Source organism: Pseudomonas sp. GW822-FHT03F04, assembly GCF_058801405.1.
On sequence record NZ_JBXANF010000014.1, the window covers coordinates 138,843 to 151,504 of the forward strand.

Here is a 12,662-nt window from a genome sequence, read left to right on the forward strand (position 1 = left end):
CCAAGGAGAAAAATCATGGTAATTCGATTTTTGTTGAGCGCCGTTTTTGCAGCGCTGTCGATCAGCGCCGCATCGGCCGCCGAGCCACCCGCCGGCAAGGTCTCGGTGGTCTTTGATCGGCCGATTCCCAACATCCCCGGCAAAAGCATGAGGGGTGTGGTGGTCGAATACGGGCCGGGAGCGGCATCACCGTCCCATACCCACCCGAAAACCGCCTTCATCTACGCCACGGTTCTGGAAGGCTCGTTCCGCATCAAAGTCAAAGGCGAGCCGGAAAAGATCTACCACGTCGGCGAAAACTTCGTCGAGGAGCCGGGCTCCGTGCACCTGGTGAGTGCCAACGCCAGCGATACCCAGCCTGCACGCTTGTTGGCGGTGTTCGTCCTCGACACCGACGAAACGGCGCTCGTCACGCCCCTCAAAAAGTAAGCCTGCAACCGACCTTCAACGTCGATGAGCCAGCGATCGCACTAGCCGATCGCCCAGGCTCTGCACGCCCTGGACGAGGATGACCAGCACTACGACGGTGGCGACCATCACTTCATTGTTGAACCGTTGATAACCATAGCGGATCGCCAGATCGCCCAGTCCGCCGCCACCGATCACTCCTGCCATGGAGGAAAACCCGATCAGCATCACCAGCGTCAGGGTGATGCCCGCCAGCAAGGCCGGCAGCGCTTCGGGCAACAGCACTTTGAAAATCACGTGGCGAATGTCGCCACCCATGGCGAGGATCGCTTCGATCCGGCCCTTTTCAACTTCGTCCAGGGCGTTTTCGACGATCCGCGCAAAAAACGGAAAGGCACCGATGGTGATCGGCACCACGGCGGCCGTGCTGCCCAGCGTGGTGCCGACCACCAGCCGGGTCAGCGGGATAAGGGCGATCAGCATCACCACGAATGGCAGCGAACGACCTAGGTTGATCACTGCGCCCAGTGCCTGATTGATCCGGGGCAACGGGTACAAACCCTGGCGGCGACTGATGAACAGCAAAACGCCCAGCGGCAGGCCGATCAACAGCGTGAACAGCCCGGCAAGCAGCACCATGTACAGGGTTTCACCGGTGGCGTTGAGCACCAGTTGCAGGATTTCATTCCAGTCGACGGTACGGTTCATGAGTGGGCCGCCCGTACGCCGTATTGTCGGAGAAAACTGAGCCCCGGCGCGTCGTGCCCCAGCGGTAAACCGCAACTGGGCCGCAGCGAGGCACCGAGCGCGGAATCCGGAGTCGCCAGCAATCGGGCGACCGGCCCCGCCTCCACCAATCTTCCGTTGGCCATGGACGCAGCGTGATCGCAGATCGACTTGACCACGTCCAGCTCGTGGGTGATCAGCACAATGGTCAAACCCAACTGCCGGTTGATATCGCGCAACAGCTCCAGAATCGACGCGGTGGTTTCCGGGTCGAGGGCGCTGGTGGCTTCGTCCGATAGCAGATACGCCGGACGCGCCGCCAAGGCCCGGGCGATGCCCACCCGCTGCTTCTGCCCGCCGGACAGTTGCGAAGGAAAGGCTTCGGCCTTGTCGCTCAACCCCACTAGATCCAGCAACTCCCGAACCCGCTCGTGACGCTGTGGTTTGGCGACTTTGGCGATTTCCAGCGGCACTGCGATGTTGTCGAACACGTTGCGTGAATGCAGCAGGTTGAAGCCCTGAAAGATCATGCCGATGCGCTGACGTTGCCGGCGCAGCTCACCGTCGGACAGCGCCGTGAGGTCTTCGCCATCCAGCAGAATCCGCCCGGCGTCCGGGCGTTCGAGCAGATTGAGACAGCGCAACAGCGTCGACTTGCCCGCGCCGCTGCGCCCGAGAATCCCGTAGATCGCACCATCGGGAATACTCAGCGATACCTGATCCAGCGCCGGTGTCGGCGCTGACGGGTAAGTCTTGCTCAACTGCTCGACGAGGATCATGGCTTGGCGTCCGCCACAGGGATCACCGAACCCTTGAAGTTCTCGGCGATGTACTTGGCCACTTGCGGCGAAGTCAGGTCCTTGGCCAGTTGCTGAATGCGCGGATCGTTTTCCAGTTTCGGCGTGGTCACCAGAATGTTGGCGTAAGGGTTGTGCTCGGCTTTCTCCAGGCCCAGCGCATCCTTGGCCGGCACTAGCCCGGCTTCCAGCGCGTAGTTGCCGTTGATCACCGCCAGGTCCACGTCGTCCAGCGCACGAGGCAGTTGCGGCGATTCGATTTCGAGAATCTTCAGGTGTTTCGGGTTTTCGGCGATGTCCTTGGGTGTCGCCTGATCGGCTGCCGGGTCGTTGAAACCGGGCTTGAGCTTGATCAGGCCGTTGTCCTGCAACAGGTACAGCGCACGGCTCAGGTTGGTGACGTTGTTCGGTACGGCGACGGTGCCTTTGTCCGGCACTTGGGCGAAGGTTTTGTGGCGATGTGAGTAGATGCCCAGCGGTTCGATGTGCACCGTCGCGGCCACCGCAAGTTTCTCGCCGAGGGCTTTTTCCTGGGATTGCAGATACGGCAGATGCTGGAAGTAATTGGCGTCCACATCGCCGTGAACCAGCAGCTCGTTGGAGTTCACGCCCTGAGGGATTTCGATCACCTTGAGGTTCAGTTGTGGATCGATCTTCTGGATGTACGCCAGAATCTGCGCGTGGGGCACCGGGTCGGCGGCAACGCGCAATGGCTCTAGCGCTTGAGCACTGAATGAAGTCACCAGCGCGCCGAGGACGGCCAGAGTCAAACCTGTTTTTTTCAGCATGCGAAGAGTCCTTTTGCGAGTGATGAATCAGGCGTTGGCGGTCTTGCGAAGCGGTGTCCGGGTATTCGACGCATCGGCATAGAAGCGCTGAGCGACATCGGGATGGGAGCGCAGTCGGCCCTTGAGGTAATTCCAGCCGACGTCACGGAACAACGGATTGAGCGGATCACTCGCCGGCCCCCGCGCTTCGCGCAGCAACACCGCCGGCAACGGGTACAGCGGCACCACCGCGTCGAGTTGCGCGCCAAGGAAAAACGCGATGGACAAGCGCTCGCTACCCGCTGGCGGCGAAACCACGCGATGCACCGTGGCGCGCAGATAACCGTTGGTGGCCAGTTCCAGCAGCTCGCCGATGTTGACCACCAGGGTGTTGTCGCGAGGCCGCGCATCGATCCAGCGACCTTCTTCGATTTCCACTTGCAGACCGGCCTGCTGGTCTTGCAGCAGGAAGCTGAGGAAGCCCGAATCCTTGTGCGCGCCGACGCCCTGATTGCTCGCCGTCGTAGGCTGCCCGGGATAGCGAATCAACTTGATATGTTCGTTGGGTTTATCGCCGTACAACTGGTCGAAGGCGTCTTCCGGAAGCGCGAGCGCCTGGGCAAACGCACGCAGCAGGCGCAAAGACATTTGGGTCATGGCTTGCTGCCAATCGAGCAGCAACGGTTTGAGTTGCGGCAATGCCTGCGGCCATTGATTGGGGCCTTGCAGGCGCGCCCACAACGGACTGTCGGCCGTCAACGGCAAGACGTCACGCTCGGCCCCCAGATCGAACTGTTCACGCTGATCGGGCTGGCCGCGAGTGATCTCCGAAGCGGCGCGGTTGTAACCGCGAAAGTGCGGGGAATTGACCATGCCGACGGCGGTTTTCTCGTTGTCGGGCAAGGCAAAGAATTGGCGGGCGTGGTCTTGCACTTGCTGGAGCAAGCCAGCGTCGATGCCATGGCCGGTCAGGTAGAAAAACCCGACGTCGCGCGCGGCGTGGCGCAAGTCATCGAGAAAGGTCTGGCGCTGCTGCGGCGTACCGTCGAGCAGGGACAAGTCCAGGATGGGTAATGCGGTGATGTCTGAGGTGTGCGGCATGACTCACTCCCGTGTGAATCAAACCTGAAGAGCCTGTGATCGATTCAGCGTGTGCCGTCATGGCAATCGGGGGTCTGTCGGTTTGATGCTTTGATTCGTCTGTGAATCAAAACTAAACGATATATAAAACTCCGAACAAATATCTTTTCTGCATTAGCTTAGGTCTGTCTATTGAGGGGGTACAACTGACCTCAGGACCGACCGCGGCAATCGACTTGCCGTTACCGTCGGTCCTGAATCAGCTGACGGCTACAGACCGACGCGCTTCAACCCTTCGCGCATGCCTTGATCAGCCTGTTCGCACCATTGTTTGAGGGTGAGGTTCGGCGGCAGGTTGCTTTCCAGGCTCTTGTATTCCCCATCCGTGAACACTTCGCCTTTACGGCCAAACTGTTCGTTTTTATCGCCGTCACGCTTGTCGAAATCGCCAGGCATGTTGCCAACGAATGCAACCATCTTGTTGGCGTTCTCGGTGCTATCTGCTTTCAGGAACCCCTTGTCGACGCAGCTTTTGATCAGGCCTGACATGTTGCGGCCGTTGTCGTATATCCCTTTCAGGGTGACGGCGTCTTGCCCTTCGGCGTGGGCGAGCATGCTGGTGCCAAAAGCGGCTGCCATGGCGAGAATCAAAGAAGCGGTTTTCATATTTATTCCTTTAAATGTTGGAGAGTTTTGAACTCTTTTTTGGGTGAAGCATGTTTTGGTTGAAGCAAGTCTTGTTGAAATGACGCGCCGAAAAGGCCGCGTCATGGAGATGGCAATCAATGTGCAAATATGGATTTAGCTGACAACGGCCCCTTTGGGCCCGCTGGCAATCAGCGCCGCCCCACAGGCTGTTTTCATACCGTCCAGCGCAATGGGTGTGCCATCGACGGTGTAGGTGCTGCTGCCCTCGACAATCGGGAATACCCCCTTGCACAATGGGCAACTGACCTTGTGACCGACCCCGGCAATCGGCTTGCCGTTGAGGTCGGTCCGAGAGAAGGCTTCGAGGACTTTGCCACCGTGGGTGGTGGAGTCGCCGAGGCGGATTGCGTCTTTCATGTTGTCTCTCCTTTGACCTGGTTACTCAGCCATCCACACGTCTTCGTACCCTTGGGTATCGATGATGAATTTTGCGCCCGTGGCGCAGGGTCGTCAGCCTTCGAGCCACCAGTTCAACAGCGTCTCGTCATCATCGTCATCCAGGTTCTGATAGATGTTGGCGTAATACCATTGAATCCCGGTTCTATCGCGAAATCGGTCAAAAACCTCGTTGATCTTGTTCATCCCGTTGCTCGCTGGAACAGCCAACGAAAGATTGCCCTCAAACACGCCGTCCAGCGTTCCACCCAGTTCACGCCGCACATCACCTTCCAGCTCAGCGATATCCACAGCAGAAATGGAATCGGCGTAGATGTGAATGCAAAAGTTACCACCTCGTTCAAGCACCACCGCATGGGTGTTTTTGTTTTCGATCGAGATGACGTCTCCGCGAGCCATATTCAGCGCCAGCCCGGGTGAGGACAGCAGTTCATAGGTTGTCGCGCCTCGATGACGAGCCGGGAGCTCCTCGTATACCGGGCCATCAGAGTGGCTGCCTGCAAATACCTTAATATGAACAGGGTTGGTTTTATCGACCAGGCGAAAATCCGGTTTTACATCTTTCATATTCGTCTAATCCCAGACCAGACAACCGTTTCCAAAGGGGTAAAATCAATACCCTTGAAATCGATTGCCGCCCCCCCTGAACTCCTGTGCGTTAAAGGTGACTGCGTAAAGGGAGTCAGATTTATATAATGCAAAAGTGATGCAAACATAATCCGCCCCCTTTATTCACGTATCCTTTATTCAGCGTTTTCGCTCAGATCGCGTTGCGGCGCTCCCATTTCCCGCTGCTGGCGCGCCAAATGCTGACCCCATCAATTTTCGGGGTGCCCTGCTCTTCAATCACCGAGTACCGGTAACGTTGCTTGAGCCCTTTCATCCTTACAGCTTCCACATGGGTCGCTACGCCTGACGCTTCCGCCGTGTCGGTGAGAACTGTTTGCTCGTACTCTGGCGGCTGCCCCGTACCCAGCGTGTCGAGCCGTGCCGATCCAAGCACTGCCAAAGCTTTCGTGCTCAGATGTTCAGAAAATATGCTTGTGAGGGTGGACCTGGCAGCTTCGTCCGCCGATCTTCGATATTCAGGATCGCCCTTGTAAGCCTCACTCCTCTTTTTTGCATGGAAATCCATCTCCCATTTCAGCATCTGGCGCAGAAAGTCTTGCACTGTTTCGGTTGGCGACATAAATAATCTCTCTCAACAATCACATGGAGAAGGGTTGCGAAATATCCGGGTTTCAGTATGTCCGTCAATTCTCGCTTGGTACAGAATCGAATGGGGACGAGTTGCCCCTTCATCGTACTGAGGCGTAACACGCACTATAACGTTACTGCCCCCCTTTACGGCCTCAGCAATATCACCCTCGAAATCGCGGAACTCACCACGATTGACATTCGGAGCCTGAGGGAAAATATTTCCCTTGCCACCACTTCCACCTAATCGATTACCAATGGCATGACCGGCGTCATCCGTATCACAACCTAAACCTCTAGCAAACGCACGTGAGCTAGCGTTGGTATTGGTTCCAGTACCTAAGTCTTCTGGCCTGATTTTCGCTGTTACACTCTTCAGTGTGCCATTTTCATTGTGACGGTATTTTGTTATGGGACTTGCACCCCAAAGGCCCAATGGGTCAACCCATTCGACCGGATTGGGTGCAAAGGCATAAAGATTCAGGCCGCCCAAATAACCAATAGGATCTTTACTGATAAAGCGACCGACATGGGGGTCGTAGTATCTGTACCGGTTGTAATGCAGCCCCGTCTCATGATCGTGGTACTGCCCCTGAAAGCGGATCGGGTTAGTCAGTCCATGCTGATGCGCCAACGTCGAACGCTGCTCGCGGATTTCGCCCCATGCTTTGTAATGTGCACTCCAGACGATGTCCCCGTTTTGGTCGGTCAATTCTTGTGGCGTACCGAGATGATCACATTGATACCACGCCAATAAATCAAACGGCTGCGCAATCGGCTTATGGTTCCATAACGGATCATCATCCAGGCTATAGCTGCCACTGTAATCCGGCTGGTTCTGCAGGCGAATGGACTCATGCCTTAGAGCCTGGGCGATTGGAACGAAAGTCCCGGGCTCAAAGATGTAATGCACAGTGCGGCCCGAGCCACCGTCGACCTGAGCCGGAGAGCTTTCCCAGGCAAGGTTATTTCCATCCCAACCGTAAAGAGTGAAGCCGCAACCGTACTCTCGTTGTTTACGGGCGTATTCAGCACTGTTCCATTGCGAACCGGCTTGCGGTCGTTGCTGGTAATGGGCGCTGGAAAATTTGTGCAGGCGTCGCCCAAGGGCGTCATATGCAAAGTCCACCGCCAATCGGGCGTCGTCAAAATGAACGAGACGATCAAATAGATCCCATTGCATCCGATAGCGACTTCCATTGTGCCAACGCTGAATCTGGTTACCACGCTCGTCATACTCATAATGGGTACCGGCGTACTCGCGGATCAGGTTGTCAACCAGCTTGCTATGCGGTTGCTCTTGATCTAATGGTCGTCGGATATGCGCGGTTTTGTCGTTGAGCAAATTGCTGGCCGGGTCGAATGTAAATGTCTCCATACCCAGACGGCTGGTGGCGTTCAGCAAGCGACCGACCGGATCATAAACATAAGTTAGTGTGCCGCGACGGGTATCTTTGATGTCAGTCAGTTGACTCGCTGCATCATATTTGTACTCACGCTTCAGTAACGTCGACTTATCGTCCTCACGTCCCAGCATTTGCTCCTGCAGACGTCCTAGTGGGTCCCAACACTGAGTCTGCAACAGATGATTACCCTGATGACGAGTGACTTCGCGATGCATATCGTCACGCTCATAGGCAACCAGTTCATGCTGATCAAGGCGCAACCCAAGCAAATGACCGCTGCCATAGGTCAGCCAACTGACCCGATGGCCGTCAGGGCGAGTAGTCGCAGTACGATGATTGAGTACATCGTATTCGTGAAGCCATACTGCAACCGTCGGCTTTTCCAGGCCGAGATAATGCTGGTGTTCTCGCAGAAGGTTGCCAGCCGCATCGTGGAACCATTCCAGGCGAGAGTCGGCGTTGGTAGCCATGACTAGATTGCCGTTGCCATCATAGGCGAAAGCTTCGCTTTGTGACTGCTCACCTAATGTGGCACGGCGCTCGGTCAACCGCCCCATAGGGTCGAAACTGACATCAATACGTCGCTCCCCATTGACGGTGCAGCGCAATCGGCCAGACTCCGGATCATGCTGATAGCGAGTAGTACGCCCGTCGAAGCCGACCTCCTCCAGCAGCCGCCCCATCTGATCGTAGTGGAGCTGAACGCGTTGCTCGTTTTCGTTTTCCAGCGCTTGCAATCTGCCTAATCGATCCCATCGATAGCGCAGAGTTTGCTCAGCAGCATCAACTCGTTCAGCAATCAGTCCAGCAGCGGTATAACTCCAACTGGTACAGCGCCCCAACGCATCGACATGGGCAAGCAGCCTTCCCTCTGCATCGCGTTCAAAACGTTCTTCGCTTTTGTCTGAATGCTGAATGAGTGCCAGTTGCCCCGCCTTATACTGATAGCGAGTACTTTGTCCGCAAGCGTCGGTAAAGCAGATCATCAACCCACGTTCGTCATACTCCCAAACGCTGGACTTACCGGAACAATCTATGTACTTCACCAACAGACAAGCGTCGTTGTACTCAAGTTTTTTCTCGTTGCCACTGGCGTCTTTTATCGCCGTCGGTAATCCCGCCGAGTTGTAGGCGTATTCAGTCTTGTTGCCCAGCGGATCAATGGCTTCAACCACATTACCGTGATCGTCATACACTCGCTGCCAGAGACCGCCTTCAGCATCACGTGTTTTGATTAACTGATTCTGATCGTCGTAGGCGAAGTAAGTAACAGTATTGTCAGCGCGAGTATGTTCTAACAGGTTACTACGGTCATCGTAGCTATAACGGTCGTTACTGCCATCAGCATGAACGTGACGGATGAGATTTTTTGCTTCGTCGCGGAAGAACCACTCTGAGCGCCCATCAGCATGACGGATACGATAGGTGTAACCGAGACTGTCATAGTAGTGCCAGGTCTCGTTACCGTGGGCGTCGGTGACATAGGTCAGACGAATATTCTCATCCCACTCCAGACGAGTATCGAAACTTCCATCATCTGCCCATTCGCGCACAGCTTTAGCATCTGCACCGTCTCCTGACCACTCCAAATTCATGCCACGGCCCGTGCGGTCCGTGTAGCGCGTAATCAAGTGATGCAGATAATGATAATTCCAGGCTGCACCGTTTTCATCCTGGGCCTGGATCAAGTCCCCCGCGCCATCATACTGATAACCGCAAAGCTGGCGTCGAGGAGTACCGTCAAAAATCTCCCATAGTCCAATCAAGCGGCCGTAATCGTCGATCATTGTACCCAAGTGAAGTTGGACCTTGGTAACGTCGCCTTGATAGGTCATCAGGTCTGACAGCACCATCCTTTCGCCATGGTGGTGTTCATAATGCAACATCATTCCGGCGCCATTGCGCAGTACCACGCCACTCAGCAAATAACGCTGCCCATTTCGAATGTATGTCTCCTTACGTTCAAAACCCCGGCATAACAAAAGTTGGTCTTCACTCACACGAACGAGCGTAAGATTTTCGATAGCGTCGAAATGGAACAGACCTACTTTGGGAAGTGGGAACTCATGGTCTCGGCCATCAGAGTCATGGAACACCAAGCCCTCGTCAACACGATCAAATCGGGTGGTAAACGGAGTTATCCATCGTGCGCCAATTACGTCCTGGTCATATTCCTTCAAGCGCGAGCAATAAGTGCGGGTCCAGTCAACCGGAAACGCTCCCGGCAAACTGAAATCAATGTGGCGCAAAGATTCTGAACCCAACGCGAAACTGATGCTTCTTTTGGTCGCCGCACACACTCGGTTCTTTTCTTTGTTGGGGCGATTTTTCGCAGGTACCTCATGCTTGCTGACCTCAGTCTTACCCTCGCCCGCCTTGCGTTTTGCCTGGCTGATTTTGTCGGGTTTAATGTTGCCACTTTGTCCATGGGCATTACGTAGACGCCAAGTGGCGACAGCGCCCGCCAATACCATTAACAGCGCGCCGACCGAGTTCTGAATTTGAGTATCGCTGAGCCTGTTAAGTTGAACTCTCAGTTCTGGACCCATGGCTCGCAACGATGAAGTCCCTGCAAGGACCTTTTTTTTCACTTCATCTGGAAGCAGATGCTCGGAGGCTTTATTGGCAACCCCCTTGCCCGCTGCCTTGTAGATACTGGCGACTGCACTGAAGATATTACTAATGGCCGCCTTGGGATCATGCAACAACTGATCACCTGCCGTGCTAGCCAGATGTTCGGCGTCCTGCAGATTGCCTTTGGCGTCAAGTTTGCCATTGACTGCCTTTTCCAAACCAGAAGCGATTTCCTCGATTACTTCTTCACCAAGCTTGCCAGCGGATTGAAGTATTTCACCCAACTTGGCCTGAGCTTGCTGAACAAAATCATCAATGGTGCCGACGATATCGGCATTGAGATGGCCAATGATAATTTCAATCACCGAATCGCCCAACAGCGCTTTTCCTGCAAGACTCAATTCCTGTCGAACCAGAAACAACGTAGGACGCAGACTCATCCGAGCGGCGGCCATGGTGGGTGGCGCAGGCAAAACACCAATCAGGTTGATACCTAAACTTACCCAGTCCAATGGGTCGCGCTTAGAACTGCCCGACAGCTTGACGATGTCATTTAACGCATCGACTAACGCCATGATGTTACCCACCACGGGTAGCGCACCGGCGACACTCTTAATACGATCAAGAGTGACGACACCGCCACTCGTCGACTGCAGCCACGCGTCAAATTGCGCGGCGCTGCGCCCTACATCTCCCACTTTGACGAGGTTCAATGGAACAATAGCGACCTGCGGTTCACGTTTTTTAGCAATAACAATATCAGTCGACATGAAAGTATCTCACCCGCAGGGAGCTCGGGATTTCAGGAAAGTATTTGAGCGTGCATGACCCTGGCCCACAGGCATTAGCGCATTCGCTTTCCTGAGGACAAGAGCAAAACGTTTAGGGATAAATCAGCTGATGACAGCGCCCTTCGGGCCACTGGCAATCAGCGCAGCTCCGCAAGCGGTTTTCATGCCATCCAGCGCGATGGGCGTGTCATCGACGGTGTAGGTGCTGCGGCCTTCGGCAATCGGGAAAACCCCTTTGCACAGCGGACAACTATCCTTGTGGCCAACCCCGGCAATCGCCTTGCCGTTGAGGTCGGTTTGGGAGAAAGCTTCGAGCACCTTGCCACCGTGAGTGGTGGAATCGCCCAAACGAATTGCGTCTTTCATTGCGTCACTCCATTGACTTGTGGGTTACCTGAGGTTCACGTTTCATAACAGCATCCTCAATCGTCATGACAGCATCTCACCCGCCAGCAGGCCCGGGGTTTTCAAGGAAGGTTTTGGAAGCGTCGGCGCCGGCAGACTCGGCAACTTGCCCGCCTTGCTCGCCGCCCCGAGCAGCCCGGAAGCACTCGGCATCGCCGCACTCGCCAGTTTCGGCAGCCCCGCCGCTCCGCCCTGCACGGCGCCTTTCACCTGCTGCGCCGTTTGCATCGCGCCTTGTGCGGTCTGCACCGCGCCCATCCCTGTCTGTGCCAATTCCTTGCCCTTCTCCAACAGATCCCAGTTCTTGCTCGGCAGCGCCTGCGCGACCATCGCCTGCACCTGACTCGGCACATCTTCCGCGCCCGGCGGATTCAACGGCCATTCCGGCTTGCCGATGTAGCTGCCCTCGCTCCAGGTGTCCGCCGGGTCCTTGCCGAACAGCACCCGCGCTGGCCCCGGTGCGGCGCCGGCAACACTGGCAAAGCCCTTGCCGTCGAGCTTGCCCTTGATGCTCTTGCCGAGGGCGTCGATGACTTCGTAATCACCCTCCTTGATGCCCTGACGCCCGGCGTACTGGTTGAATAATTCGAGATTGCCCTTGCCCGGTTTCGGCGGTTCCGGGAACACGCCCGCCAAGGATTTCGCCCCGGTGTAGGCGAAGTTCGCCGCATGCGCGGTGTACGGGCCGCTGGTGGCGTGGGTGATGCCGCCGGCGTTGTAGGTCGTGGCGCTGCCGCCGCCCTGGATCACCAGTTCGGTCTTGGCGGTGATGGTGATGCGGTCGGCGTTGGCGGTGATGTTGAGTTTGGCCAGCAGGTTGATGCTGTCCTTGAGCGCCTTGACGTCGATGTCGCCGGACGCCGCCACCAGACGCCAACCCATGCTCTGCACGAACAAGCGCATGCCACGGCTGGCACTCGCCAGCAAGCGTTTACCGATGGAAAAACTGGTGTGGCCGGTGCTGCTCAGCGCCAGGTGTTCGCCGGTGGCGATGTGGCTGGAGCGCGGTGTGGTCAGGGCGATACCGGCCGGACTGGCGAGCACCAGATGCGGCTCGGTGAACTCGGGGAATTCGTTGGCGGTGAGGTTCGCCGGACCCGAGCCGAGCACGCCTTGGTGCTGCGCGTGCAAGGCCTTGGCCACGTCGTCCTGGTCGCCCGCTTCCTGGGCTTGCAGCTCTTTGGCCTGCGTGGCGAAACCGTCCTGCTGATCGCTGGCGGTGGCCAGGCGTTCGGCGGTTTCCGGCAGGTCCTTGTGGTGCTTGGATTCGTTCGGGCGCGGCTCGGTGGTGATCAGCAGGCCGGCACCGGCACGCACCGCGCCATGGCGATCGGTTCTTAACTCGAAACCTTCGCCGCGTGGCTGGCCACCGCTTGGACGCGGATGGGTCAGGTAACCAAGGTTGAT

At 56.5% G+C, this 12,662-nt stretch carries 12 protein-coding genes; 1 reads left to right on the forward strand and 11 read right to left on the reverse strand.

What is annotated here, in order from left to right:
- The first annotated feature begins 15 nt into the window (after positions 1-15).
- A complete protein-coding gene (locus AC1RMX_RS27645; protein WP_096821624.1) occupies positions 16-429 on the forward strand; it encodes a cupin domain-containing protein in 414 nt (137 codons plus the stop codon).
- 15 nt (positions 430-444) lie between these two features.
- Here the strand turns inward: AC1RMX_RS27645 and AC1RMX_RS27650 are convergent, their stop codons facing one another.
- The 11 genes from AC1RMX_RS27650 to AC1RMX_RS27700 form a co-directional block, all read right to left on the reverse strand.
- Entirely contained in the window at positions 445-1,116 is a 672-nt protein-coding gene (locus AC1RMX_RS27650; RefSeq protein ID WP_493073650.1) for a methionine ABC transporter permease, read from the reverse strand.
- Positions 1,113-1,913, reverse strand: coding sequence for a methionine ABC transporter ATP-binding protein (locus AC1RMX_RS27655; protein ID WP_493073651.1), 801 nt, complete (start codon positions 1,911-1,913; stop codon positions 1,113-1,115). Before AC1RMX_RS27655 ends, AC1RMX_RS27650 begins: the two co-directional genes overlap by 4 nt.
- Entirely contained in the window at positions 1,910-2,719 is an 810-nt protein-coding gene (locus tag AC1RMX_RS27660) for a MetQ/NlpA family ABC transporter substrate-binding protein (RefSeq protein ID WP_096821621.1), read from the reverse strand. The genes AC1RMX_RS27655 and AC1RMX_RS27660 overlap by 4 nt, the downstream gene beginning before the upstream one ends.
- 27 nt (positions 2,720-2,746) lie before the next feature.
- Positions 2,747-3,799 carry an isopenicillin N synthase family dioxygenase gene (locus AC1RMX_RS27665; RefSeq protein ID WP_493073653.1) on the reverse strand — a complete coding sequence of 351 codons (1,053 nt, stop codon included), beginning with the start codon at positions 3,797-3,799 and terminating at the stop codon, positions 2,747-2,749.
- A gap of 249 nt (positions 3,800-4,048) precedes the next feature.
- The gene (locus AC1RMX_RS27670) at positions 4,049-4,549 is read right to left on the reverse strand and encodes a hypothetical protein (protein ID WP_493073654.1); all 501 of its coding nucleotides are present in this window, start codon (positions 4,547-4,549) and stop codon (positions 4,049-4,051) included.
- Positions 4,550-4,579: 30 nt separating this feature from the next.
- Positions 4,580-4,843, reverse strand: a complete 264-nt coding sequence (locus AC1RMX_RS27675; RefSeq protein ID WP_493073655.1) for a PAAR domain-containing protein — start codon at positions 4,841-4,843, stop codon at positions 4,580-4,582.
- A 93-nt stretch (positions 4,844-4,936) separates the two neighbouring features.
- Entirely contained in the window at positions 4,937-5,449 is a 513-nt protein-coding gene (locus tag AC1RMX_RS27680) for a DUF4265 domain-containing protein (RefSeq protein ID WP_493073657.1), read from the reverse strand.
- A 193-nt stretch (positions 5,450-5,642) separates the two neighbouring features.
- Positions 5,643-6,071, reverse strand: coding sequence for an NTF2 fold immunity protein (locus tag AC1RMX_RS27685; protein ID WP_493073658.1), 429 nt, complete (start codon positions 6,069-6,071; stop codon positions 5,643-5,645).
- A 12-nt stretch (positions 6,072-6,083) separates the two neighbouring features.
- The gene (locus AC1RMX_RS27690; protein WP_493073659.1) at positions 6,084-10,829 is read right to left on the reverse strand and encodes an RHS repeat-associated core domain-containing protein; all 4,746 of its coding nucleotides are present in this window, start codon (positions 10,827-10,829) and stop codon (positions 6,084-6,086) included.
- A gap of 123 nt (positions 10,830-10,952) precedes the next feature.
- Positions 10,953-11,216: a PAAR domain-containing protein gene (locus AC1RMX_RS27695; RefSeq protein WP_493073660.1), complete on the reverse strand. Its 264-nt coding sequence runs from the start codon at positions 11,214-11,216 to the stop codon at positions 10,953-10,955.
- Positions 11,217-11,279: 63 nt separating this feature from the next.
- Positions 11,280-12,662: DUF2345 domain-containing protein (locus AC1RMX_RS27700; RefSeq protein WP_493073662.1), on the reverse strand; the 1,383-nt coding region annotated here is incomplete at its 5' end.